A 23,527-nucleotide genomic window follows, 5' to 3' on the forward strand; every position below is an offset into this window, starting at 1 on the left:
GCCATGCTCCCCCCCCCCCCCCACACCCGCCCGAAGACCATGCCCACCTGGCTGACCCGCGACTCACTGACCTTCCCTCCCCTGGAAAAAGCCCTGCACGACCCCAACGGCCTGCTCGCTGCGGGCGGCGACCTGAGCGCCGATCGCCTGGTGCAGGCTTATCGCCACGGCTGCTTCCCCTGGTACCAGGATGGCCAGCCGATCCTGTGGTGGTCGCCCGACCCGCGTACGGTGCTGTTCCCTCAGGAGCTGCACGTCTCGCGCTCGCTGGCCAAGCTGATGCGCCAGGGCCGCTACAAGGTGAGTTTCGACACCGACTTCGAAGGCGTGATCGCCGCCTGCGCCGCGCCACGCGACTATGCCGACGGCACCTGGATCACCGACAGCATGCGGGCCGCCTACTGCGAATTGCACCGACGCGGCATTGCCCATTCGGTGGAGGTACGTGAAGAGGGCGAGCTGGTTGGCGGGCTTTATGGCCTGGCCATGGGCCGCCTGTTCTTTGGCGAATCGATGTTCAGCCGTGCCGACAATGCCTCCAAGGTTGGCTTCGTGACGCTGGTACAGCACCTGCAGCAGGCCGGGTTCGAGCTGATTGACTGCCAGATGCCCACCAACCACCTGCACAGTTTTGGCGCCCGCGCCATCAGCCGCGCACGCTTTGCCGAGTACCTCGCCCGCCACCTCGACCAGCCTTGCAACGTCGCCTGGGTTCGCTAGGCGAGTTTCCGGAGCTGGCTTACACTTAAGGCAAAGTCTCACCGAGGGGTTGATCATGACAGAGCTGGCGCGGTTGAAGTTCTATGCCACTCAACCCCACTCCTGCAGCTACCTGCCGGACGAGCAGGCGACCACGCTGTTTCTCGACCCCAGCCAGCCGATGGATGTGCACGTGTACGCCGATCTCTCGGAAATGGGCTTTCGCCGCAGTGGCGACCACCTCTACCGCCCCCATTGCCAGAACTGCAATGCCTGTGTGCCTGCACGCATTCCGGCCGCACGCTTCATCCCCAACCGCCAGCAACGACGCATTCTCAAGCGCAATGCCGACATCACCGTGAGCGCCGTGCGCCCGGCATTCAAGGAAGAATACTTCGAGCTTTACCGCCGCTATATCGAACAGCGCCACGCGGACGGCGACATGTACCCTCCGAGCCGCGACCAGTTCTCCACCTTCCTGGTGCGCGACCTGCCCTTCTGCTGGTTCTACGAGTTCCGCCTCGAAGGCCGCCTGCTGGCAGTGGCGGTATGCGACCTGCTGCCCAACGGTCTGTCGGCGGTCTACACCTTTTACGAGCCTGACGAGGAACGTCGCAGCCTGGGCCGCTATGCCATTCTCTGGCAGATCACCGAGGCCCTGCGCCAGAACCTCGATGCCGTTTATCTCGGCTACTGGATCAAGAACTGCAAGAAGATGAACTACAAGACCCAGTACCGTCCCATCGAACTGTTGATCAACCAGCGCTGGGTCAGCCTCAATTGAAAGCATTGGCTTGAAACACAATTTTCGGGCATAATCCACGCCACTTTTTTTGCCCGGTGCAGTCGTGCGTCGGGTCATCACTGGATACCGAGGGCTTTACTGCATGTCGAAAGAAGACAGCTTCGAAATGGAAGGCACTGTCGTCGACACCCTGCCCAACACCATGTTCCGCGTGGAGTTGGAAAACGGGCACGTCGTTACCGCGCACATCTCCGGCAAGATGCGCAAGAACTACATCCGTATTCTCACTGGCGACAAGGTCCGCGTCGAACTGACGCCGTACGACCTGAGCAAGGGCCGCATCACCTACCGTGCGCGCTAAGCTCAAGCCATGAAAAAGCCCGGCCAATGTGCCGGGCTTTTTCATGTGAAGAAACAGCAAGGGCCGCAAAAGCGACCCTGCTTCTTCAAGCCACTTCTGCCGTGGTCTCGAAGTCGAACACCAGCTCGCCATCGCGCAGGTCGACGTGCACCACACCGCCATGCTCGGACAGCTCACCGAACAGGATCTCTTCGGCCAACGGCCGCTTGATCTTGTCCTGGATCAGCCGCGCCATTGGTCGCGCGCCCATCTGCACATCATAGCCCGAGCTCGCCAGCCAGCCGCGCGCGGCATCGCTGACTTCCAGCAGCACACGCTTGTCTTCCAGCTGCGCCTGCAGTTCGATAAGGAACTTGTCGACGATGCTCTTGATGGTTTCGTGGCTCAGGCGGCCGAACTGGATGATGGTATCCAGGCGGTTGCGGAACTCCGGCGTGAAGCTCTTGCGGATCACCTCCATGGCGTCCGAGGCGTGGTCCTGGTGGGTGAAACCGATCGAGGCCCGCGCGGCGGTTTCGGCACCGGCGTTGGTGGTCATGATCAGGATCACGTTGCGGAAGTCCGCCTTGCGCCCGTTGTTGTCGGTCAGGGTACCGTGGTCCATCACCTGCAGCAGTAGGTTGAAGACTTCCGGGTGGGCCTTCTCGATTTCATCGAGCAGCAACACGCAATGCGGCTGCTTGGTGATGGCCTCGGTCAGCAAGCCGCCCTGATCGAACCCGACGTAACCTGGAGGCGCACCGATCAGGCGCGAAACCGTGTGCCGCTCCATGTACTCGGACATGTCGAAGCGCACAAGCTCAACGCCCAGCGCCTTGGCCAACTGCCGCGCCGCCTCGGTCTTGCCCACCCCGGTAGGGCCGGCGAAGAGGAACGAACCGACTGGCTTGTCCGGCGCTTTCAGGCCTGCACGAGACAGCTTGATGGCCGTGGCCAGGGAATCGATCGCCTGGTCCTGACCGAACACGGTCAGCTTCAGGTCGCGCTCGAGGTTGCGCAGCAGTTCCTTGTCGGAGCTGGTGACGTGCTTGGGCGGAATACGCGCGATCTTGGCGACGATGTCCTCGACCTGCGGCACGTCGATACGCTTGACGCGATTGGCCTCCGGCTGCAGGCGCTGGTAGGCACCCGCCTCGTCGATCACATCGATGGCCTTGTCAGGCATGTGCCGGTCATTGATGTAGCGGGCTGCCAGCTCGGCGGCAGCGCGCAGGGCCTCATCGCTGTACTCGATATTGTGGTGGCTCTCGAAACGCCCCTTCAGGCCGCGCAGGATGCCAACGGTGTCCTCCACCGACGGCTCGGTGACGTCGACCTTCTGGAAACGCCGCGCCAATGCGCGATCTTTCTCGAAGATGCCGCGGAACTCCTGGAAGGTCGTTGAGCCGATGCAGCGAATATCCCCGGACGACAGCAGCGGCTTGAGCAGGTTGGACGCATCCATGACGCCGCCGGATGCCGCACCCGCACCGATGATGGTGTGGATCTCGTCGATGAACAGGATCGCCTGCGGGCGTTTTTTCAGCTCGCCGAGCAGCGCCTTGAAACGTTTCTCGAAGTCGCCGCGGTACTTGGTGCCGGCCAGCAGCGCCCCGAGGTCCAGGGAGTAGACCACGCTCTGGGCGAGCAAGTCCGGCACCTGCCCGTCGACGATGCGCTTGGCCAGGCCTTCAGCGATGGCGGTCTTGCCGACACCTGCCTCACCCACCAACAGCGGGTTGTTCTTGCGACGACGCGCCAGAATTTGCGCGACGCGCTCGACTTCCTGCTCGCGCCCGACCAACGGGTCGATACGCCCAGCACGGGCCAGCTCGTTCAGGTTGCTGGCATAGGCATCCAGCGGGTTGCTCGACGAGGACGCTTCTGCGCCTTCATCGTCCTGCATGTCCTGGTCGCTTTCACTGTGCGAGCCATGGCCCGGCACCTTGGAAATACCGTGGGCGATGTAGTTGACCACATCGATACGCGCCACGCTCTGCTGCTTGAGCAGGAACACGGCCTGGCTTTCCTGCTCGCTGAAGATCGCCACCAACACATTGGCGCCGGTCACTTCACGCTTGCCGGAACTCTGCACATGGAACACCGCACGCTGCAGAACCCGCTGGAAGCCCAGGGTTGGCTGGGTCTCGCGGTCCTCATCGTGCACGGGAATCAGGGGGGTGGTGGAATCGATGAACTCCTGCAGGTCATGCTTGAGTTTGTCGAGATTGGCGCCACAGGCGCGCAGAACGGTCGCGGCAGCCTCATTGTCAAGGAGTGCCAGCAGCAGATGCTCGACGGTCATGAACTCATGACGCTTCGAGCGGGCCTCCTTGAAGGCAAGATTGAGGGTGACTTCGAGCTCGCGGTTTAACATAGCTTCACCTCATACCCAAGTGGTCGGCGATTAACCGTCCTTCTCGATTTCACAGAGTAGCGGATGCTGGCTTTCCCTGGCGTATTGGTTGACCTGCATGGCCTTGGTCTCGGCGATGTCACGGGTAAACAATCCGCACACTGCCCGCCCTTCGGTATGGACGGTCAGCATGATCTTGGTCGCCAGCTCGCGGTTCAGATTGAAGAACGTCTCGAGCACTTCGACGACGAAATCCATCGGGGTGTAGTCATCGTTGAACAAAACCACCTTGTACATCGGTGGAGCCTGCAGGATCGGCTTGGCCTCCTGCACCGCCAGACCTGCGCCGTCGTCCTGATCGGACTGCGGGCGATCCTGATTGAATGTTAGACGAATCTGCCTGAGTGCATGCATGGAAAGAATTTCATCATATCGATAGGTTAAGGTTATGAGTTGGCCCCGAGGTCGCTATCGGCGCGACCGCCGCATGACCTTGACTATCGGCAAAACGGTGTTACAACCAATAAGAGCCCACCGTGGTCGATAAAGATCCGCGCAGTCAACCAGATTTTTCGCAAGGTTCGTATGCGGATGAAGTGGATGATACTCCAGTGATGGAGTCCTTTGCAGAGGGACATAAGGATGGCGAGCGGTAAAGTCAAGTGGTTCAACAATGCCAAGGGCTATGGATTCATCAACGAAGACGGTGATACCGAAGACCTTTTTGCCCACTACTCTGCCATTCAGATGGAGGGTTACAAGACCCTCAAGGCCGGCCAGCCCGTGACCTTCGAGATCATCCAGGGCCCGAAAGGCAAGCATGCGGTAAACATCAGCAATGCCGGCGCCGCACACACCCCGGCACGCACTGCGACCAGCACCGCGCAAGCCTGACACCGTCCCTCGACGGTATGAAAGCAACCGGCCAGCCCTTCGGGGCTGGCCGGTTTCGTTTTGACCCTACATATGCTTGATCATCTCGTCGCCAAAGCCCGAACTGCCCACAAGCTTCGCGCCCTCCATCAACCGCTCGAAGTCGTATGTCACGGTCTTGGCGGCAATCGCGCCATTGGTGCCCTTGATGATGAGGTCCGCCGCTTCGGTCCAACCCATGTGCCGCAGCATCATCTCGGCGGAGAGGATCACCGAGCCCGGGTTGACCTTGTCCTGCCCGGCGTACTTGGGCGCCGTGCCGTGGGTCGCCTCGAACATCGCCACGGTATCGGACAGGTTGGCCCCTGGCGCGATGCCGATGCCACCGACTTCCGCCGCCAGTGCGTCGGACAGATAGTCGCCGTTGAGGTTGAGCGTGGCAATCACGTCGTATTCGGCCGGGCGCAGCAGGATCTGCTGGAGCATGGCGTCGGCGATGGCGTCCTTGACGACGACCTCGCGGCCAGTCTTGGGGTTCTTGAAGGTCATCCAGGGCCCGCCGTCGAGCAACTGGGCACCGAACTCGTCGCGCGCCACCTCGTAGCCCCAGTCCTTGAAAGCTCCTTCGGTGAATTTCATGATGTTGCCCTTGTGCACCAGGGTCAGCGACTCGCGGTCGTTGTCCACCACGTACTGCAGGGCCTTGCGCACCAGGCGCTTGGTGCCCTCGCGGGACACCGGCTTGACGCCTATGCCACAGTCCTGGTCGAAGCGGATCTTGGTGACGCCCATTTCCTCCTTGAGGAACTTGATCACCTTGTTCGCCTCAGGCGAGCCGGCCTTCCACTCGATACCGGCATAGATGTCTTCCGAGTTTTCACGGAAGATCACCATGTCCACATCGCCTGGTTTCTTCACCGGGCTCGGCACACCCTGGAACCACAGCACCGGGCGCAGGCATACATAGAGGTCGAGCTGCTGGCGCAGGGCAACGTTCAGGGAGCGAATGCCACCGCCCACCGGCGTGGTCAGCGGCCCTTTGATCGACACGACATAGTCGCGCACCGCATCCAGGGTTTCCTGCGGCAGCCAAGTGTCCTGGTCATACACCTGGGTGGCCTTTTCCCCGGCGTACACCTCCATCCAGGCGATCTTGCGCTTGCCGCCGTAGGCTTTATGCACGGCCGCATCCACCACCTTGATCATCACAGGGGAGACATCCACGCCGATGCCGTCGCCCTCGATGTAGGGGATGATCGGGTTGTCGGGAACGTTGAGCGAATGGTCGGCATTGACGGTGATCTTGGCACCATCCGTCGGAACCTTGATTTTCTGGTATCCCATGCTTGCACTACTCCGCTTTCGGGTGTGGTTGGACATCATGCGATCCACTGAGCCTAAACCACATCCGCCGACCTGCAAGCCAGGCACTGCCCCAGCCGTGCCCCATAATGGCGCACCTGCGGCAACGCGCCGCATTGCAGCTAAATCTTTGGTCTTATAAGGGCCTCGATATCACTTGGCCTTGCTGATTAGCCCAAAGGGTTTGGTATACTCCGGCGCTGACCGCAGGGTCATCGGGGCGAACCCTTGGAAAATGCGGCTCGCCCTCGGCCACGAAGGCCACCAAGCCTGGTTTGTTACCGCACTCCAGCACTTTGACGCTCGACTGATGCATCCACCATCACCGCTCGCAGCCTCTCGACCATCCGCTCATGGCGTCGCCAGGGCGAAGCGCCTACCCTGCGCACCTCGAGACTCGAGTACGCTCAGCACATAGAGAGTTAACCCGCATGCCCACCCGTTCCAAGATCATCTACACCTTCACCGACGAAGCCCCCGCCCTCGCCACCTACTCGCTGCTGCCGATCATCGAAGCCTTCACCGCTTCGGCTGACATCGCCGTCGAAACCCGCGACATCTCCCTGGCTGGCCGTATCCTCGCGGCGTTCCCTGAGCAACTGGGCGCAGAGAAGCAGGTAGGCGATCACCTGGCGGAACTGGGCCAACTGGCCACCACTCCTGAAGCCAACATCATCAAGCTGCCGAACATCTCCGCTTCGGTTCCACAGCTGAAGGCGGCGATCAAGGAACTGCAAGGCAAGGGCTTCAATATCCCTGACTACGCCGACGAGCCGGCCACCGCCGACGAGAAAGAGTCCCGCGCTCGCTACGACCGCATCAAGGGCAGTGCCGTGAACCCGGTTCTGCGCGAAGGCAACTCCGACCGCCGCGCGCCGCTGTCGGTCAAGAACTACGCCCGCAAGCACCCGCACAAGATGGGCGCCTGGGCTGCCGACTCCAAGTCGCATGTCGCCCACATGACCCAAGGCGACTTCTACGGCAGCGAAAAGGCCGCGCTGATCGAGGCTGACGACAGCCTGCGCATCGAGCTGGTCGGCAAGGATGGCAGCACCACCGTCCTGAAAGAGAAAACCGCGGTCAAGGCCGCCGAAGTCATCGACTGCGCCACCATGAGCCGCAAGGCCCTGAAAGCCTTCATCGCCGAGCAGATCGCCGACGCCAAGGCCTCTGGCGTACTGCTGTCGGTACACCTGAAAGCCACCATGATGAAGGTTTCCGACCCGATCATGTTCGGCGTCATCGTCGAAGCGTTCTACAACGAGGTACTGGCCAAGCACGCCGCCGCCCTGGCCCAGGTTGGCTTCAACGCCAACAACGGCATCGGCGACCTGTACGCCCGCATCAAGGACCTGCCAGCCGAGCAGCAGGCCGAGATCGAAGCCGACATCCAGGCCCTGTACGCCGACCGTCCGGCCCTGGCCATGGTCAATTCCGACAAGGGCATCACCAACCTGCACGTGCCGAGCGACGTGATCGTCGACGCCTCGATGCCAGCGATGATCCGTGACTCGGGCAAGATGTGGAACACCGCAGGCGAGCTGCAAGACGCCAAGGCCATCATCCCGGACCGCTGCTACGCCGGCATCTACCAGGCCACCATCGAAGACTGCAAGGTCAACGGTGCCTTCGACCCGACCACCATGGGCAGCGTACCGAACGTCGGCCTGATGGCGCAGAAAGCCGAAGAATACGGCTCCCACGACAAGACCTTCCAGGTCAAGGCCGACGGCGTCGTGCGCGTGGTCGACAGCAAGGGCAAGGTCGTCCTGGAGCAGAGCGTCGAAGCCGGTGACATCTTCCGCATGTGCCAGACCAAGGACGCGCCGATCCAGGACTGGGTGAAGCTTGCCGTCAACCGCGCCCGCCTGAGCAACACCCCGGCGGTATTCTGGCTGGACCCGGCGCGCGCCCACGACGGCGTGATGATCGAGAAGGTACAGAAGTACCTGAAGGATCACGACACCACTGGCCTGGACATCCGCGTCCTGGCCCCGGTCGAGGCCATCAAGTTCTCCCTGGCACGCATCCGCGAAGGCAAGGACACCATCTCGGTGACCGGCAACGTACTGCGCGACTACCTGACCGACCTGTTCCCGATCATGGAACTGGGCACCAGCGCCAAGATGCTGTCCATCGTGCCGCTGATGAACGGTGGTGGCCTGTTCGAGACCGGCGCGGGCGGTTCGGCGCCCAAGCACGTTCAGCAGTTGGTGGAAGAGAACTTCCTGCGCTGGGACTCGCTGGGTGAATTCCTGGCCCTGGCCGCTTCCCTGGAGCACCTGGGCAACACCTACGACAACCCGCGCGCCAAGGTCCTGGCAGATACCCTCGACCAGGCCACCGGCAAGTTCCTCGACACCAACAAGTCGCCTTCGCGTAAAGTCGGCGGTATCGACAACCGTGGCAGCCACTTCTACCTGACCCTGTACTGGGCCCAGGCCCTGGCTGCCCAGAGCGACGACGCTGCCCTGCAGGCGCGCTTCGCCCCGCTGGCCAAGACCCTGACCGAGAACGAGCAGACTATCGTCGCCGAACTCAATGCAGTCCAGGGCAAACCAGCCGACATCGGTGGCTACTACGCCCCGGATGCCGAGCTGACCGCCAAGGTGATGCGCCCAAGCCAGACCCTGAACAGCGCCATCGCCGCACTGTAAGGTTCGCTTGACGTAACAGCACAAACCCCGGCCACGCACCGGGGTTTGTGTTTTCTGGACAAATCATATCTGGCGGCTAACACGGAACCTGTGGGAGCGGGTTTACCCGCGAATGCGTCATTGAATTCGCCATCGCATTCGCGGGTAAACCCGCTCTCACAGGGTTCGCGCCAGCCCCAACGGAGCCGCTCATGACCTGGCAACCGCACATCACCGTCGCCACCATCGTCGAGCACGAAGGCAAGTTTCTCTTCGTCGAGGAATTCAAGGCCGGCCAGCACGTGTTCAACCAACCCGCCGGTCACCTGGAGCCGGACGAAACCCTGCCCCAAGCCGCCCTGCGCGAAACCCTCGAGGAAACCGCCTGGGACGTCGAGCTCACCGGCGTGGTAGGCATCTACCTGTACACCGCCCCCAGCAACGGCGTGACCTACCAACGCATCTGCTTCGCCGCCCGCCCCCTGCGCCACCATCCCGAGCGCCCGCTGGACAGCGATATCACCCGCGCCGTGTGGCTGACCCGCGACGAACTGCTGGCCAATCCCGAGCGCTGGCGCAGCGAGCTGGTGCCGCGCTGCCTCGACGACTACCTCGCCGGGCCCCTGCACAGCCTGACCCTGCTACGTGACTGACGCGCGGCCAGCGTCCTGATAGAATCGGAATTTTTCCCCCAGAACCCCACCGGTAACCATGACCAGCCCAGCACTCAAAGACCCCGCCAAGACCCGCGTCATCGTCGGCATGTCCGGCGGCGTGGACTCTTCCGTCTCCGCCCTCCTGCTCCTGGAGCAGGGTTACCAGGTGGAAGGGCTGTTCATGAAGAACTGGGAAGAAGACGACGGCACCGAATACTGCACCGCCCGCGAAGACCTGGCCGACGCCCAGGCCGTGTGCGACCGCATCGGCATCAAGCTGCATACCGCCAACTTCGCCGCCGAGTACTGGGACAACGTGTTCGAGCATTTCCTCGAGGAATACAAGGCCGGCCGCACGCCGAACCCGGACATCCTCTGCAACCGCGAAATCAAGTTCAAGGCATTCCTCGACTACGCCCTGTCGCTGGGCGCCGACCTGATCGCCACCGGCCACTACGTGCGCCGCCGCGACACAGGTGAGCTCACCGAGCTGCTCAAGGGCCTGGACCCGAACAAGGACCAGAGCTACTTCCTGCACGCCGTGGGCGGTGCGGAAATCGCCCGCACCCTGTTTCCGGTGGGCGAGCTGGAAAAGCCCGAGGTGCGCGCCATTGCCGAGAAGCACGGCCTGGCCACCGCGAAGAAGAAGGACTCCACCGGCATCTGCTTCATCGGAGAGCGCCGCTTCAGCGACTTCCTCAAGCAGTACCTGCCGGCCCAGCCAGGCGAGATCCAGACCACCGAAGGCGAGGTGATCGGCCAGCACCACGGCCTGATGTACCACACCATCGGCCAGCGCCAGGGCCTGGGCATCGGCGGTTTGAAGGACGCGGGCGACGAGCCGTGGTACGTGCTGGAGAAGGACCTGTCGCGCAACGTGCTGGTGGTCGGCCAGGGCAACGAACACCCCTGGCTGTTCTCCCGCGCACTGCTGGCCTCGGAAATCTACTGGGTCAACGCCATCGACCTCGCCAGCCCGCGCCAGCTCACCGCCAAGGTGCGCTATCGCCAGGGCGACCAGGCGTGCACCCTGGAGCGCACCGAAAACGGCTACCGCGCCGTGTTCGACGAGCCGCAGCGCGCCGTGACCCCCGGCCAGTCGGTGGTGTTCTATGACGGCGAGGTATGCCTGGGCGGCGGCGTGATCGAGACCGCCGAACCGTGGAGCCCGCGCACATGAGCAACCTCAACGAACAACTGGTCGCCCTCGGCGCCGTGTTCCAGGCCGCCGTGCTGGTCGACCGCATCGCCCGCACCGGCCAGGCCAGCGAGGCCAACATCGGCTGCATGCTTGGCAGTTTGCTGGTACGCGACCCGAAGGACACCCTCGAGGTGTTCGGCGGCGACGACCTCAACCTGCGCGACGGCTACCGCGCACTGGTCGGCGCCCTTGAGCGCGACCCCAGCAGCCTGCAGCGCGAACCGCTGCGCTACGCCCTGTCGATGCTGGGCCTGGAACGCCAGTTGAACAAGCGCGGAGACCTGCTCGACACCATCGGCAACCGCCTGCCGCAAATCCAGTCCCAGGCCGAGCATTTCGGCCTGGTTCACGAAAACGTCATCGCTTCCAGCGGAGCCTTGTACCAGGACACCCTGAGCACCCTGCGCCAGCGTATCCAGGTGCATGGCGACATGCGCTTCCTGCAGCAGGCCAGCAATGCCTCGAAGATCCGCGCCCTGCTGCTGGCCGGTATCCGCGCCGCGCGCCTGTGGCGCCAACTGGGCGGGCATCGCTGGCAGCTGGTTTTCAGCCGTCGCAAATTGCTCAACGAACTGTACGACATGATGCGCGCGCCGTCGTAGGACGCGCCGCCTCCTTAGGAGCGGGCTTGCCCGCGAATGCGATGCCGATCCCACCGCCGCATTCGCGGGCAAGCCCGCTCCTACAGGAGGCCCCTAACGCTTGAACAGGCCCGACCTTTGGTCAGCCACCCGACTCGGGCGCAATTTTCATGTATGATATGCGCCCTTCCAAAAGCCTGACTGCCCGAGAACACCCCATGCAGCTTTCTTCGCTCACTGCGGTTTCCCCTGTAGACGGCCGCTATGCCGGCAAAACCCAGGCCCTGCGCCCTATCTTCAGCGAATACGGCTTGATCCGTTTCCGCGCCCTGGTCGAGGTTCGCTGGCTGCAGCGCCTGGCCGCTCACCCGCAGATCGGCGAAGTGCCGGCGTTCTCCGCCGAAGCCAACGCCGTGCTCGACGCCCTGGCGACCGACTTCAAGCTCGAGCATGCCGAACGCGTGAAAGAAATCGAGCGCACCACCAACCACGACGTCAAGGCCATCGAGTACCTGCTCAAGGAGCAGGCCGCCAAGCTGCCTGAACTGGCGAAGGTCAGCGAGTTCATCCACTTCGCCTGCACCAGCGAGGACATCAACAACCTGTCCCACGCCCTGATGCTGCGCGCGGGCCGTGACGACGTGCTGCTGCCACTGATGCGCCAGATCGCCCAGGCCATCCGCACCCTGGCCCACCAGCATGCCGAGGTGCCGATGCTGTCGCGCACCCATGGCCAGCCGGCTTCGCCGACCACCCTGGGCAAGGAACTGGCCAACGTCGTCTACCGCCTGGAGCGCCAGATCGCCCAGGTAGCCGCCGTGCCGCTGCTGGGCAAGATCAACGGTGCCGTGGGCAACTACAACGCCCACCTGTCGGCCTACTCGCAGATCGACTGGGAAGCCAACGCCCGCGCCTTCATCGAAGACGAGCTGGGCCTGCAGTTCAACCCGTACACCACGCAGATCGAACCGCACGACTACATCGCCGAGCTGTTCGACGCCATCGCCCGCTTCAACACCATCCTGATCGACTTCGACCGCGATGTGTGGGGCTACATTTCCCTGGGCTACTTCAAGCAGAAGACCGTCGCGGGCGAAATCGGCTCCTCGACCATGCCGCACAAGGTCAACCCGATCGACTTCGAGAACTCCGAAGGCAACCTGGGGATCGCCAACGCACTGTTCCAGCACCTGGCCAGCAAGCTGCCGATCTCCCGCTGGCAGCGCGACCTGACCGACTCCACCGTGCTGCGCAACCTGGGCGTGGGCTTCGCCCACAGCGTCATCGCCTATGAAGCCAGCCTCAAAGGCATCGGCAAGCTGGAAGTCAACGAAGCGCGCATCGCCGCCGACCTGGACGCCTGCTGGGAAGTGCTGGCCGAGCCCATCCAGACCGTCATGCGCCGCTTCAACATCGAGAACCCCTACGAGAAGCTCAAAGAGCTGACCCGCGGCAAGGGCATCACGCCAGAGGCGCTGCTGACCTTCATCGATGGACTGGACATGCCGGCCGAGGCCAAGGCCGAGCTCAAGCAGCTCACCCCTGCCACCTACATCGGTAACGCGGCTGCGCAGGCCAAGCGCATCTGAGCCTGACCCCGCGTGGAAACGCCCGGCTCAGCCGGGCGTTTTTATTCACGGATGAAAATTACATTTTTTCAATAGGTTGAACATGAATCCTGATATTCCACTGCAGCTGCTTGGCGGCCTGACGGCCCGTGAATTCCTGCGCGACTACTGGCAGAAGAAGCCCCTGCTGGTGCGCCAGGCCTTCACCGACTTCGAAAGCCCCATCGACCCCGACGAGCTGGCCGGCCTTGCCCTGGAAGAGGAAGTCGAGTCGCGCCTGATCCTCGAGCACGGCGAGCGCCCGTGGGAGCTGCGTCGCGGCCCGTTCGAGGAAGACGCCTTCGCCGAGTTGCCCGAGCGAGACTGGACCCTGCTGGTACAGGCGGTGGACCAGTTCGTACCAGAGGTGGCCGAGCTGTTGGAGCACTTCCGCTTCCTGCCCAGCTGGCGCATCGACGACGTGATGATCAGCTTCGCCGCCCCCGGTGGCAGCGTCGGCCCGCACTTCGACAACTACGATGTGTTCCTGCTGCAAGGCCACGGCCAGCGCAACTGGAAGGTCGGGCAGATGTGCGACAGTGAAAGCCCGCTGCTCGAACATGCCGACCTGCGCATTCTCGCCGACTTCCAGCAAAGCGACGAGTGGACCCTGGAACCAGGCGACATGCTCTACCTGCCGCCGCGCCTGGCCCACTACGGCGTCGCAGTGGACGATTGCCTGACCTACTCGGTGGGCTTCCGCGCGCCAAGCGCCGCCGAAGTGCTGACCCACTTCACCGACTTCCTCAGCCAGTTCCTGCCCGACGAAGAGCGCTACAGCGACGCCGACGCCCAGCCTGCCAGCGACCCGCACCAGATCCAGTACGACGCCCTGGACCGCCTCAAGGCCCTGCTCACCGAGCACATGGGCGACGAGCGCCTGCTGCTGACCTGGTTCGGCCAGTTCATGACCGAGCCACGCTACCCCGAGCAGGTGGCAGGCGAAGAACTGAGCGAAGAAGAGCTGGTCGACAGCCTCGAGCAAGGCGCGATCCTGATCCGCAACCCAAGTGCACGCATGGCCTGGTCGGAAGTCAACGACAACCTGCTGCTGTTCGCCAGCGGCCAGAGCCGTCTGCTGTCGGGCCACCTGCGTGATCTGTTGAAGTTGATCTGCGCTGCCGATGCCCTGCACATCGAGAACCTGGCGCAGTGGCTGGAAGACGAGGAAGCCCTGACCCTGGTGTGCCAGTTGGTCAAGCAGGGCAGCCTGGGGTTCGCCAATGAATAAGATCAGCGTGCGCCTGGCCGACTGGCACAAAGACAACGCCGATATCCACCGCATCCGCAGCGCCGTGTTCGTCGCCGAGCAGCACGTGCCGCCAGAGCTGGAGTTCGACGCTGAAGATCCGACCGCCGTGCACTTCCTGGCGCTGGAAGGCGAGTACCCGGTCGGCACCGCACGCCTGCTGCCCGATGGCACCATCGGCCGGGTGTCGGTGCTCAAGGACTGGCGCGGTCTGAACGTAGGCGATGCGCTGATGCGTGCGGTGATCCTCGAAGCGCAGAACCGCGACCTCAAGCAGCAGCGCCTCAGTGCCCAGGTACATGCCACGCCGTTCTATGAGCGCCTGGGCTTCCGGGTGGTCAGCGAGGAGTTCCTCGAGGCGGGTATTGCGCATGTGGACATGGTGCGCGACTCGCAGTAACTCCCCACCCCCTGCACGCCCCTGGTGTGCGGCCTTTGTGGGGCCACTGTCTTGAGGCCAGCGCTAAACCTGTGGGAGCGGCCTTGTGCCGCGAAAGGGCTGCGAAGCAGCCCCGGGATCTTTGCAACAGCGCGTTCGCTGGGGCTGCTTCGCAGCCCCTTCCGACCGGTCCGGCGCCCCGGCAAGGCCGCTCCCACGGGTGCAGCCACCGCGCAACAAAAAACTGTACATCCATACAGATAAGCCTTGCCTGAACGCCCAGGCTTGCGCATCCTAGCGCCACTCTCATTCAGAAAGCGTTCGCGGCCATGCGCCTGTTCCTCTGCGAAAAGCCCTCCCAGGCCAAAGACATCGCCAAAGTCCTCGGTGCCACGCGCAAGGCCGATGGCTGCTGGCAAGGGGCCGATGTCTGCGTGACCTGGTGCATCGGCCACCTGCTGGAAACCGCCCCGCCCGACAGCTACGACGCCCGCTACAAGCGCTGGAGCCTGGACGACCTGCCGATCATCCCGCAGCAATGGAAGATGCAGGTCAAACCCAAGACCGCCAGCCAGTTCAAGGCCGTCAAGCGCCTGCTTGGCCAGGCCCGGGAGCTGGTGATCGCCACCGACGCCGACCGCGAGGGCGAAATGATCGCCCGCGAGCTGCTCGAACACTGCCGCTACCGGGGTCCGGTGCAGCGCCTGTGGCTGTCGGCGCTGGACGACGCGTCCATCCGCAAGGCCCTGGCGCGCCTGCGGCCAGGCCACGAAACGTTCAGCCTGTATCACTCGGCCCTGGGCCGTTCTCGGGCCGACTGGCTGATCGGCATGAACATGAGCCGGCTGTTTACCCTTCTGGGCCGACAGTCCGGCTACCAGGGGGTGCTACCGGTAGGTCGGGTGCAAACCCCGACGCTGCGCCTGGTGGTGGATCGCGACCGCAGCATCGCCGATTTCGTGCCGGTGCCGTACTGGGCCATCGACGTCCAGCTCGAACACGCCGGCAGCGTCTTCAGCGCCCAGTGGCGCGCCCCGGAAGATGCCTGTGACGATCAAGGCCGCTGCACTCGCCAGGCGCTGGCGCGCCAGGCGGCGACAGACATGTCCCAGGCCGCCAGCGCCCGGGTGCTCAAGGTTCAGACCGAACGCATGCGCGAGGTCGCGCCGCTGCCGTTCGACCTGGGCACGTTGCAGGAGGTCTGTTCGAAGAAGCTCGGCCTTGGTGCCCAGGAAACCCTCGACATCGCCCAGGCCCTGTACGAAACCCACAAGCTCATCACCTACCCACGCAGCGACTGTGGCTACCTGCCGCTCAGCCAGCACGCCGAAGCCCCGGCGATTCTGTCTGCCCTGCAACGCGCCGACGCCAGCCTTGCGCCCCTGCAGCCGCACCTTGAGCCGCAGCGTCGCTCACGCGCCTGGAACGACGCCAAGGTCAGCGCCCACCACGGCATCATTCCCACCGCCGCCGCCAGCGACCCCACCCGCCTGCCACCCAAATACAAGGCGGTGTACACCTTGGTACGCGCGCGCTACCTGGCGCAGTTCCTGCCCAACCACGAGTACGACCGCACCCAGGCCGACTTCGACTGCGCCGGTCACGGCCTGCGCGCGGTGGGCAAGCAGATCGTCGAACCCGGCTGGCGCCGCGCCCTGCCCGAAGCCCTGGCCCCGGCCAAAGGCCGCGAAGCCCCTGCTCCACAGGTGCTGCCAGCATTGCGCGAGGGCCTGGACTGCGCCGTACGCGAGGTGCTGTTCAAGGACCTGTGGACCCAACCACCCAAGCCCTTCACCGAGGGCGACCTGATCAAGGCGATGAAGAACGTTGCCAAGCTGGTGGACGACCCGCGCCTGAAGCAGAAACTCAAGGAAACCACCGGCATCGGCACCGAGGCCACCCGCGCGAGCATCATCCAGGGCCTGCTCGACCGCGGTTACCTGGTGAAGAACGGCAAGGCCTTGTCCGCCACACCTGCGGCGTTCAGCCTGATCGACGCCGTGCCCCGCGCCATCGCCGACCCCGGCACCACGGCCATCTGGGAACAGGCACTGGACATGGTGCAAAGCGGTGAGATGACCCTGGAAGACTTCGTCGCCCGCCAGTCTGCCTGGATGGGCAAGCTGGTGCAGCGCTGCGCCGGCATGCGCATGACCATCAGCGGCCCGCCTGTGCCTGTCGGCGGCAAGGGCGCGCCGTGGAAGAAAAAACGCAGAACCACAGGGAAAGCCAAGGCCACCGCTGGCACGCCGCGCAAGGGCAAAGTGCGCAAACCTGCCTGATTCCATGCGGCCCTTTCGCGGGTAACCCCGCACAGGAACAACGTTGAACTCAGATGCAGCGGGGTGCCTGCGGGAGCGGGTTTACCCGCGAAAGGGCCACCACCGCGCCCCAGCGATAGACGAACACTAAAAGCCAGCGCCTTTCGCCATTTCTCCTATTCTCATAGCTCGCTTCGCCCAACCTACCTCCGCGGCAACACCTTCTCATTCCTCAACGCAAACCACCCAGGAGCAGCGAACATGGGATACGTCACAACGAAAGACGGTGTCGAAATCTTCTACAAAGACTGGGGCCCGCGTGATGCACCGGTCATCCACTTCCACCACGGCTGGCCCTTGAGCTCGGACGACTGGGACGCGCAAATGCTGTTCTTCCTCGCCCAGGGCTTTCGCGTGGTGGCCCACGACCGCCGTGGCCACGGGCGCTCCAGCCAGGTCTGGGACGGCCACGACATGGACCACTACGCCGACGACACCGCCGCGGTAGTGCAACACCTCGGCACCCAGGGCGCCGTGCATGTCGGCCACTCCACCGGCGGCGGCGAAGTGGTGCGCTACATCACCCGCCACCCCGAGGACAAGGTCGCCAAGGCGGTGCTGATCGCTGCCGTGCCACCCTTGATGGTGCAGACCGCTGCCAACCCCGGCGGCCTGCCCAAGTCGGTGTTCGACGGCTTCCAGGCCCAGGTGGCGAGCAACCGCGCGCAGTTCTACCGCGACGTACCGGCCGGGCCGTTCTACGGCTACAACCGTCCTGGCGTCGAGGCGGCGGAAGGGGTCATCGCCAACTGGTGGCGCCAGGGCATGATCGGCAGCGCCAAGGCCCATTACGACGGTATCGTCGCCTTCTCGCAGACCGACTTCACCGAGGACCTCAAGCAAATCCAGCAGCCAGTGCTGGTCATGCACGGCGATGACGACCAGATCGTGCCGTACGAGAACGCCGGGCCGCTGTCGGCGAAGCTGCTAGCCAATGGCGAGCTCAAGACCTACAAGGGCTTCCCCCATGGAATGCCGACCACTCATGCCGAGGTGATCAACAACGACCTGCTGGCCTTCATTCGCCAGTAACCGCCAGGCTCCAGGGTCTAATCCTGGCGGTCAACACCCCGCCAGGATTACCATGTGCAGCTCTCGCGTGGCCTTTTGCTGCGCCCTGCCTGCCCTGACTGCCATGCCTTTCGAACTCTCCGTAGAACCCCATGTCCTGCTGATTCTCGCTACCGTTGCCTTCGTCGCCGGTTTCATCGATGCCATCGCCGGGGGCGGTGGGCTGCTCACCACCCCCGCCCTGCTGACCGCCGGCATGCCGCCGCACCTGGTGCTGGGCACCAACAAACTCAGCTCGACCTTCGGCTCGGCCACCGCCAGCTTCGCCTACTACCGGCGCAAGCTGTTCCAGCCTGTGAAATGGCGCCGCGCGTTGTGGGGCACCTTGGTCGGCGCGTTGCTGGGCGCGACCATCGCCCACTACCTGCCCGCCGAATGGCTGAACCGCATGCTGCCGGTGATCGTCTTCGCCTGCGGCCTGTACCTTCTGTTCGGTGGCACACCCAAGGCGCCGCTGGATACCGATGTGCCGATCAAGAAGAAATGGCAATTGCCCCAGGGCTTCACCCTGGGCTTCTACGATGGCGTGGCCGGCCCCGGCACCGGTGCGTTCTGGACCGTCAGCACACTGCTGCTGTACCCCATCGACCTGGTACGCGCCAGCGGCGTGGCGCGCAGCATGAACTTCGTCAGCAACGTCGCGGCGCTGACGGTGTTCATCGTTTCCGGGCAGGTGGACTACGTGGTCGGCCTGGCCATGGGCCTGTCGGTGATGGTTGGAGCGTTCTTCGGCGCACGCACGGCCATCAGCGGCGGCAGCAAGTTCATCCGCCCGGTGTTCATCACCGTGGTGCTGGCCTTGACCGTGCGCCTAGCGTGGCAGCACTGGTTCGGGCAGGCCTAGCCGACGCGCTACGTAGAGGTCGATCAGGTAGCGGGCGATCGACCTGCCGGCTGGCAGCGGCGGCAGGTCGTGCACGTTGAACCACTGTGCATCCTCGATCTCGTCCGGCTGCATGACGATCTCGCCGCCGGCGTACTCGGCATGGAAACCCAGCATCATCGAATGCGGGAATGGCCAGCACTGGCTGCCGACGTACTGGATATTCTTGACCTCCACCGCCACTTCCTCGCGCACTTCGCGTGCCAGGCAGTCCTCGGCCGACTCGCCCGGCTCGGCGAAGCCTGCCAGGGTGCTGTATACCCCGGTAACGAAGCGTGGCGAGCGCGCCAGCAGGATCTCGTCGCCGCGGGTGACCAGCACGATCATGCTCGGTGAAATGCGCGGGTAGCTGCGCAGGTCGCAAGGCTGGCAGTACATCGCCCGCTCCCAGCGAATCTGCGTCATCGGCTGACCGCAGCTGCCGCAGAAACGGTGCTCGCGCGCCCAGGTGCCGATCTGCGCGGCGTAGCCGAGCAGCTTGTAGGTGTCGAAGTCGCCTTCGAGCATGAACTGGCGCAGCCCGCGCCAGCTGCAACCGTTCACCTCGCCGGCCCCACGCAGCTCCAGCAGGAACACCGGCTGGCCATCGAAGTGGCCAATGCCATGCTCGCACAAGACATCCAGGTCCTGGCGCTTGAGCCAGTCACGGGGGAACAACGCGCCGTTGTCGTCCAACAGGAAACCTGCTGGGCTGCGGGCGACGGCCCAGCCGCCGGCGATCTGCGGGTCGAGTACTGCGGTAGTCCAGCGTGACGACATGTTCCGGTCCTGTCAGGCGCGTTCGCCGTCAGTCGGCGAACGTTGGTTTCTGTTTGCTCATATGGGCCGCCACGGCGACGCGCAGGTCTTCGGACTGCAGCATCGCGGCGTTCCAGGTGGCGATGTATTCCAGCCCATCGTCGATGCGATGGTCGCGCATGTAGCTAAGCATCTCTTTGGTGCCCGCCACGGCAATGGGCGATTTTCCGGCAATGTCCCGGGCGATGGCAAAGACCCCGTCGAGCAATGCCCCCTGGTCCTCGAAGACCCGGTTGACCAGCCCGATGCGCAGCGCCTCCTCGGCCTCGACAACGCGCCCGGTGAACGCCAGTTCACGCATCATGCCGTCGCCGATGATACGCGGCAAACGTTGCAGCGTGCCGACATCGGCGGCCATGCCCATGTCGATCTCCTTGATCGAGAACTGCGCGTCACGGCTGCAATAGCGCATGTCGCAGGCCGACACCAGGTCGATGGCACCACCGATGCAATAGCCCTGGATCGCCGCCAGCACCGGCTTGCGGCAGTTGTCCACGGCGGTGAACGAGCCTTGCAGGCGCAGGATGGTCTTGCGCAGCAGGCGCGCGTTGCGACCCACGTCCTTGCCCATCTGCCCGGCCAGGGAGGCCAGCATCATCAGGTCGATGCCGGAGGAAAAATGCTTGCCCGCGCCACTGAGCACCACGACCCGCACCGCGTCGGTGTCCTCGACCCACTGGAAGATGTCGATGATCTCCTCCCAGAAGGCTGCGTTCATCGCGTTGATCTTTTCCGGGCGGTTGATCTGAACGTGGGCGATGTTGTCGGTCAATTCGACCTTGAACGCGGTGTACTCGGTCACGGGCGGCACTCCTGTGGGAAAAAGGTTCACAGCGCCGGACTATAGCGCACCCGCCAGGCCGTACTTGTGCCAAAAGCGGGACTGCACGCCTTGCGCGGTGGGCCACGATGGGGCACCTTTCGCCGGTGCTTGAAAAATAAGGAAACAATTTCATGTCCCGCACCCTTGGCGGCACCCTCGCCCACAGCTTTCTGGGCCAGTCGCCCCGCTGGTACAAAGCTGTCATCTGCCTGTTCCTGCTGCTCAACCCCCTGCTGCTGTTCACCCTCGGCCCGGTCGTCACCGGCTGGGTACTGGTGATCGAATTCATCTTCACCTTGGGCATGGCACTCAAGTGCTACCCGCTGATGCCCGGTGGCCTGCTGCTGGTCGAGGCCCTGTTGCTCGGCATGACCACGCCCGAGGCGCTGTACGAGGAGTTGCAGCACAACTTCCCGGTGATCCTGCTGCTGATGTTCATGGTCGCCGGTATCTATTTCATGAAGGAACTGCTGCTGTTCCTGTTCTCGCGGATCTTGCTCGGCGTGCGTTCCAAGGCCGTACTGGCCCTGCTGTTCTGCGTGCTGTCGGCGTTTCTCTCGGCGTTTCTCGATGCCCTGACCGTCACCGCGGTGATCATCAGCGCAGCAGTCGGCTTCTACGCCGTGTACCACCGCGTCGCCTCCGGCGCCCAGCCCCACGAGCAGACGCTGCTGGACAGCGACCAGGACATTGGCCACCTGCACCGCGACGACCTCGACCAGTTCCGCGCCTTCCTGCGCAGCCTGCTGATGCACGGTGCGGTCGGCACTGCGCTGGGCGGTGTCTGCACCCTGGTAGGCGAACCGCAGAACCTGTTGATCGGCCATGAAATGGGGTGGCATTTCGCAGACTTCTTCTTCAAGGTCGCCCCGGTGTCGATGCCGGTACTGGCCGCAGGCCTGGCGACCTGCGTGCTGCTGGAGAAGCTGCGCCTGTTCGGCTACGGCACGCTGCTGCCCGAGGCCGTGCGCGAGGTGCTGGCGACGGCTGCGCGCAAGGACGATGCCGCACGCACCCCGGCGCAACGCCTGGCCCTGGTGGTGCAAGGCCTCTGCGCGTTGATCCTGATCGTCTGCCTCGGCCTGCACGTGGCCGAGGTGGGCCTGGTAGGGCTGCTGGTGATCGTGTTGATCACCGCGTTCACCGGTATCACCGACGAGCACCGGCTGGGCCGCGCCTTCCAAGACGCCATGCCGTTCACCGCACTGCTGGTGGTGTTCTTCGCGGTGGTGGCGGTGATCCACCAGCAGCAGCTGTTCAGCCCGCTGATCGCCTCGGTGCTGGCGCTGCCTGCGCAGCAGCAGCCGGGCATGCTGTACCTGGCCAACGGGCTGCTCTCGGCCATCAGCGACAATGTGTTCGTGGCCACCATCTACATCACCGAGGTCAAGCAGGCGTTTCTTGATGGCGCCATGAGTCGCGAACACTTCGAGACCCTGGCCGTGGCGATCAATACCGGCACCAACCTGCCCAGCGTCGCCACCCCGAATGGCCAGGCGGCGTTCCTGTTCCTGCTGACTTCGGCCGTGGCGCCGCTGATCCGCCTGTCGTACGGGCGCATGGTGTGGATGGCGCTGCCATACACCGTGGTCATGGGCGGGCTGGGCTGGTGGGCGGTGACTTACTGGCTGTAGAGATCGCGTCGAGCTTGCCGGTGTTGGCAAGCTCGACAAAAGCTGTACAAGAAATTTGACTTGTATAATTTTGAGCATAATCTTCAAGCATACCTGTACAGAAAATAACTCTTGTACAAGATTGCCTGGAGCCGCTCATGTCTGCGTTTCTCACCCGCTTCGCCAACGGTTTCGCAACGCTGGACGCCCATTGCCTGGACCGCCTGGCAGAGTTGTACAGCGCCGATGTGCAGTTTCGCGACCCCCTGCACCAGGTGGACGGCCTGCCAGCCTTGCGGGGCTACTTCGAGCAGTTGTACGCCAATGTGCATGACATTCGCTACGACATCCACGCCACCGACGAAACCTCCCCCGGTGAAGGCTACCTGCGCTGGACCCTGTACTTTCGCCACCCACGGCTGAACGGCGGGCGCCTGATCAGCCTCGACGGCTGCAGCCACCTGCGCTGGGAAACCCATGTGTACCGGCACCAGGACTACTTCGATGCAGGCGCCCTGCTCTACGAACACATCCCCGTGCTTGGCGGCATCGTCGGCTGGCTGAAGGGTCGCCTGGCATGAGCCGCTGCTGGCTGACCGGCGCCAGCAGCGGCATCGGTGCCGCCCTGGCCGAGCTTTTGCTGGAACAGGGCCACCAGGTGGCACTGGGCGGGCGCCGGGCCGTCCCCCTGCAGGCGCTGGCCAGCCGCTACCCCGGCCTGGCCCTGATCACCGTCGGCGACGTCGACGACCCAGCCCAGGTCAGGGCCATGCTCGCCACCGTCGAGCAGGCCTGGGGCGCGCTCGACCAAGTGATTCTCAACGCTGGCAACTGCGAGTACCTGGAGCCTGGCAGGTTCGACGCGGCAACGGTGGAGCGCATGTTGCGCACCAACGTGCTGGGCGTCAGCCACTGCCTGGAAGCCGCGCTACCGTTGCTGCGCCGAGGCAACCAGCCGCACCTGGTGGTGGTCGCCAGTGCCGTAACCTGGCTGGCTCTGCCGCGGGCAGGTGCCTACGGCGCCTCCAAGGCTGCGGTGCGCTACCTGGTCGAGTCGCTGCGTATCGACCTGCATGCCGAGGGCATCGACGCCACCTTGGTCAGCCCGGGTTTCGTCGACACGCCCCTGACCCAGCGCAACGACTTCCCTATGCCCGCGATGTGGAGCGCCGAACGCGCCGCCCGCCACATCGCCAGCCGCTTGCCGAAACGCCCGCTGGAAATCCGCTTTCCGGCCCTGTTCACCCTCACCCTGCGCCTGCTCGGCGCCCTGCCCGCGCGCTGGCGCCTGGCGCTGGGCCGACGGCTGGCGCGCCCTGCCCAGGATTGAAAAA

Annotated in this window: 22 protein-coding genes; 17 read left to right on the plus strand and 5 right to left on the minus strand. The window is 64.0% G+C overall.

Annotated features, from left to right (window positions below):
- Positions 1–39 precede the first annotated feature (39 nt).
- The 3 genes from aat (at position 40) to infA (ending at position 1,805) form a co-directional block, all read left to right on the plus strand.
- Positions 40–720: a leucyl/phenylalanyl-tRNA--protein transferase gene (gene aat, locus RAC97_RS19765; RefSeq protein WP_379671503.1), complete on the plus strand. Its 681-nt coding sequence runs from the start codon at positions 40–42 to the stop codon at positions 718–720.
- A gap of 55 nt (positions 721–775) precedes the next feature.
- Positions 776–1,483 carry an arginyltransferase gene (locus RAC97_RS19770; protein WP_375097610.1) on the plus strand — a complete coding sequence of 236 codons (708 nt, stop codon included), beginning with the start codon at positions 776–778 and terminating at the stop codon, positions 1,481–1,483.
- Positions 1,484–1,586: 103 nt separating this feature from the next.
- Positions 1,587–1,805, plus strand: coding sequence for a translation initiation factor IF-1 (infA, locus tag RAC97_RS19775; protein ID WP_002553999.1), 219 nt, complete (start codon positions 1,587–1,589; stop codon positions 1,803–1,805).
- 85 nt (positions 1,806–1,890) lie between these two features.
- Here the strand turns inward: infA and clpA are convergent, their stop codons facing one another.
- Together clpA and clpS are read right to left on the minus strand one after the other, a co-directional pair.
- Positions 1,891–4,161: an ATP-dependent Clp protease ATP-binding subunit ClpA gene (gene clpA, locus RAC97_RS19780; RefSeq protein ID WP_375097609.1), complete on the minus strand. Its 2,271-nt coding sequence runs from the start codon at positions 4,159–4,161 to the stop codon at positions 1,891–1,893.
- A gap of 30 nt (positions 4,162–4,191) precedes the next feature.
- Positions 4,192–4,554 (minus strand): ATP-dependent Clp protease adapter ClpS, encoded by a 363-nt coding sequence (gene clpS, locus RAC97_RS19785; RefSeq protein ID WP_375097608.1) that lies wholly within the window; start codon positions 4,552–4,554, stop codon positions 4,192–4,194.
- Between the two features lie 228 nt (positions 4,555–4,782).
- On the opposite strand from clpS, the gene cspD reads away from it, so the two are divergent.
- On the plus strand, positions 4,783–5,034 hold the full coding sequence (cspD, locus tag RAC97_RS19790; RefSeq protein ID WP_375097607.1) for a cold shock domain-containing protein CspD: 252 nt from the start codon (positions 4,783–4,785) through the stop codon (positions 5,032–5,034).
- 66 nt (positions 5,035–5,100) lie between these two features.
- Here cspD and icd read toward each other — a convergent pair whose 3' ends face one another.
- Positions 5,101–6,357: an NADP-dependent isocitrate dehydrogenase gene (gene icd / locus RAC97_RS19795; RefSeq protein ID WP_375097606.1), complete on the minus strand. Its 1,257-nt coding sequence runs from the start codon at positions 6,355–6,357 to the stop codon at positions 5,101–5,103.
- A 449-nt stretch (positions 6,358–6,806) separates the two neighbouring features.
- Here icd and RAC97_RS19800 point away from each other — a divergent pair, with 449 nt between their 5' ends.
- From RAC97_RS19800 to RAC97_RS19845, 10 genes are all read left to right on the plus strand, one after another.
- On the plus strand, positions 6,807–9,032 hold the full coding sequence (locus tag RAC97_RS19800) for an NADP-dependent isocitrate dehydrogenase (RefSeq protein WP_375097605.1): 2,226 nt from the start codon (positions 6,807–6,809) through the stop codon (positions 9,030–9,032).
- Positions 9,033–9,223: 191 nt separating this feature from the next.
- The gene (locus RAC97_RS19805) at positions 9,224–9,664 is read left to right on the plus strand and encodes an NUDIX hydrolase (protein WP_375097604.1); all 441 of its coding nucleotides are present in this window, start codon (positions 9,224–9,226) and stop codon (positions 9,662–9,664) included.
- Between the two features lie 58 nt (positions 9,665–9,722).
- Positions 9,723–10,847 carry a tRNA 2-thiouridine(34) synthase MnmA gene (mnmA, locus tag RAC97_RS19810; protein ID WP_375097603.1) on the plus strand — a complete coding sequence of 375 codons (1,125 nt, stop codon included), beginning with the start codon at positions 9,723–9,725 and terminating at the stop codon, positions 10,845–10,847.
- Positions 10,844–11,470, plus strand: coding sequence for a high frequency lysogenization protein HflD (gene hflD / locus RAC97_RS19815; protein ID WP_375097602.1), 627 nt, complete (start codon positions 10,844–10,846; stop codon positions 11,468–11,470). The genes mnmA and hflD overlap by 4 nt, the downstream gene beginning before the upstream one ends.
- Before the next feature lie 197 nt (positions 11,471–11,667).
- The gene (gene purB, locus RAC97_RS19820) at positions 11,668–13,038 is read left to right on the plus strand and encodes an adenylosuccinate lyase (protein WP_375097601.1); all 1,371 of its coding nucleotides are present in this window, start codon (positions 11,668–11,670) and stop codon (positions 13,036–13,038) included.
- 82 nt (positions 13,039–13,120) lie between these two features.
- Complete coding sequence (locus tag RAC97_RS19825) at positions 13,121–14,287, plus strand: JmjC domain-containing protein (protein ID WP_375097600.1); 1,167 nt, start codon at positions 13,121–13,123, stop codon at positions 14,285–14,287.
- Positions 14,280–14,705, plus strand: coding sequence for a GNAT family N-acetyltransferase (locus RAC97_RS19830; protein ID WP_375097599.1), 426 nt, complete (start codon positions 14,280–14,282; stop codon positions 14,703–14,705). The genes RAC97_RS19825 and RAC97_RS19830 overlap by 8 nt, the downstream gene beginning before the upstream one ends.
- A 308-nt stretch (positions 14,706–15,013) precedes the next feature.
- On the plus strand, positions 15,014–16,966 hold the full coding sequence (locus RAC97_RS19835; RefSeq protein ID WP_375097598.1) for a DNA topoisomerase III: 1,953 nt from the start codon (positions 15,014–15,016) through the stop codon (positions 16,964–16,966).
- A gap of 240 nt (positions 16,967–17,206) precedes the next feature.
- Positions 17,207–18,037 (plus strand): alpha/beta fold hydrolase, encoded by an 831-nt coding sequence (locus RAC97_RS19840; RefSeq protein ID WP_375097597.1) that lies wholly within the window; start codon positions 17,207–17,209, stop codon positions 18,035–18,037.
- Between the two features lie 103 nt (positions 18,038–18,140).
- Positions 18,141–18,920 carry a TSUP family transporter gene (locus RAC97_RS19845; RefSeq protein ID WP_375097596.1) on the plus strand — a complete coding sequence of 260 codons (780 nt, stop codon included), beginning with the start codon at positions 18,141–18,143 and terminating at the stop codon, positions 18,918–18,920.
- Here RAC97_RS19845 and nudC read toward each other — a convergent pair.
- Both nudC and RAC97_RS19855 read right to left on the minus strand, forming a co-directional pair.
- Entirely contained in the window at positions 18,888–19,718 is an 831-nt protein-coding gene (gene nudC / locus RAC97_RS19850) for an NAD(+) diphosphatase (protein ID WP_375097595.1), read from the minus strand. The genes RAC97_RS19845 and nudC overlap by 33 nt on opposite strands.
- A 28-nt stretch (positions 19,719–19,746) precedes the next feature.
- Positions 19,747–20,559: a crotonase/enoyl-CoA hydratase family protein gene (locus RAC97_RS19855; protein ID WP_375097594.1), complete on the minus strand. Its 813-nt coding sequence runs from the start codon at positions 20,557–20,559 to the stop codon at positions 19,747–19,749.
- 152 nt (positions 20,560–20,711) lie between these two features.
- On the opposite strand from RAC97_RS19855, the gene nhaB reads away from it, so the two are divergent.
- From nhaB to RAC97_RS19870, 3 genes are all read left to right on the plus strand, one after another.
- Positions 20,712–22,214: a sodium/proton antiporter NhaB gene (nhaB, locus tag RAC97_RS19860; protein ID WP_375097593.1), complete on the plus strand. Its 1,503-nt coding sequence runs from the start codon at positions 20,712–20,714 to the stop codon at positions 22,212–22,214.
- A 137-nt stretch (positions 22,215–22,351) separates the two neighbouring features.
- On the plus strand, positions 22,352–22,774 hold the full coding sequence (locus RAC97_RS19865) for a nuclear transport factor 2 family protein (RefSeq protein WP_375097592.1): 423 nt from the start codon (positions 22,352–22,354) through the stop codon (positions 22,772–22,774).
- On the plus strand, positions 22,771–23,523 hold the full coding sequence (locus tag RAC97_RS19870) for an SDR family NAD(P)-dependent oxidoreductase (protein WP_375097591.1): 753 nt from the start codon (positions 22,771–22,773) through the stop codon (positions 23,521–23,523). The genes RAC97_RS19865 and RAC97_RS19870 overlap by 4 nt, the downstream gene beginning before the upstream one ends.
- Positions 23,524–23,527: the final 4 nt, after the last annotated feature.

This window comes from Pseudomonas sp. LS_2, assembly GCF_042709235.1.
In the GTDB taxonomy this organism is placed as follows: Bacteria; Pseudomonadota; Gammaproteobacteria; order Pseudomonadales; family Pseudomonadaceae; genus Aquipseudomonas.

What these genes read in the sequence shown, in the direction of transcription:
- cspD (WP_375097607.1), top strand. Translation starts at nt 4,783, where the DNA reads ATGGCGAGCGGTAAAGTCAAGTGGTTCAACAATGCCAAGGGCTATGGA.
- mnmA (WP_375097603.1), top strand. Translation starts at nt 9,723, where the DNA reads ATGACCAGCCCAGCACTCAAAGACCCCGCCAAGACCCGCGTCATCGTC.
- purB (WP_375097601.1), top strand. Translation starts at nt 11,668, where the DNA reads ATGCAGCTTTCTTCGCTCACTGCGGTTTCCCCTGTAGACGGCCGCTAT.
- RAC97_RS19840 (WP_375097597.1), top strand. Translation starts at nt 17,207, where the DNA reads ATGGGATACGTCACAACGAAAGACGGTGTCGAAATCTTCTACAAAGAC.
- RAC97_RS19830 (WP_375097599.1), top strand. Translation starts at nt 14,280, where the DNA reads ATGAATAAGATCAGCGTGCGCCTGGCCGACTGGCACAAAGACAACGCC.
- RAC97_RS19865 (WP_375097592.1), top strand. Translation starts at nt 22,352, where the DNA reads ATGTCTGCGTTTCTCACCCGCTTCGCCAACGGTTTCGCAACGCTGGAC.
- RAC97_RS19870 (WP_375097591.1), top strand. Translation starts at nt 22,771, where the DNA reads ATGAGCCGCTGCTGGCTGACCGGCGCCAGCAGCGGCATCGGTGCCGCC.
- hflD (WP_375097602.1), top strand. Translation starts at nt 10,844, where the DNA reads ATGAGCAACCTCAACGAACAACTGGTCGCCCTCGGCGCCGTGTTCCAG.
- aat (WP_379671503.1), top strand. Translation starts at nt 40, where the DNA reads ATGCCCACCTGGCTGACCCGCGACTCACTGACCTTCCCTCCCCTGGAA.
- RAC97_RS19835 (WP_375097598.1), top strand. Translation starts at nt 15,014, where the DNA reads ATGCGCCTGTTCCTCTGCGAAAAGCCCTCCCAGGCCAAAGACATCGCC.
- RAC97_RS19800 (WP_375097605.1), top strand. Translation starts at nt 6,807, where the DNA reads ATGCCCACCCGTTCCAAGATCATCTACACCTTCACCGACGAAGCCCCC.
- clpA (WP_375097609.1), bottom strand. Translation starts at nt 4,161, where the DNA reads ATGTTAAACCGCGAGCTCGAAGTCACCCTCAATCTTGCCTTCAAGGAG.
- infA (WP_002553999.1), top strand. Translation starts at nt 1,587, where the DNA reads ATGTCGAAAGAAGACAGCTTCGAAATGGAAGGCACTGTCGTCGACACC.
- nhaB (WP_375097593.1), top strand. Translation starts at nt 20,712, where the DNA reads ATGTCCCGCACCCTTGGCGGCACCCTCGCCCACAGCTTTCTGGGCCAG.
- RAC97_RS19845 (WP_375097596.1), top strand. Translation starts at nt 18,141, where the DNA reads ATGCCTTTCGAACTCTCCGTAGAACCCCATGTCCTGCTGATTCTCGCT.
- clpS (WP_375097608.1), bottom strand. Translation starts at nt 4,554, where the DNA reads ATGCATGCACTCAGGCAGATTCGTCTAACATTCAATCAGGATCGCCCG.
- icd (WP_375097606.1), bottom strand. Translation starts at nt 6,357, where the DNA reads ATGGGATACCAGAAAATCAAGGTTCCGACGGATGGTGCCAAGATCACC.
- RAC97_RS19805 (WP_375097604.1), top strand. Translation starts at nt 9,224, where the DNA reads ATGACCTGGCAACCGCACATCACCGTCGCCACCATCGTCGAGCACGAA.
- RAC97_RS19770 (WP_375097610.1), top strand. Translation starts at nt 776, where the DNA reads ATGACAGAGCTGGCGCGGTTGAAGTTCTATGCCACTCAACCCCACTCC.
- RAC97_RS19825 (WP_375097600.1), top strand. Translation starts at nt 13,121, where the DNA reads ATGAATCCTGATATTCCACTGCAGCTGCTTGGCGGCCTGACGGCCCGT.
- nudC (WP_375097595.1), bottom strand. Translation starts at nt 19,718, where the DNA reads ATGTCGTCACGCTGGACTACCGCAGTACTCGACCCGCAGATCGCCGGC.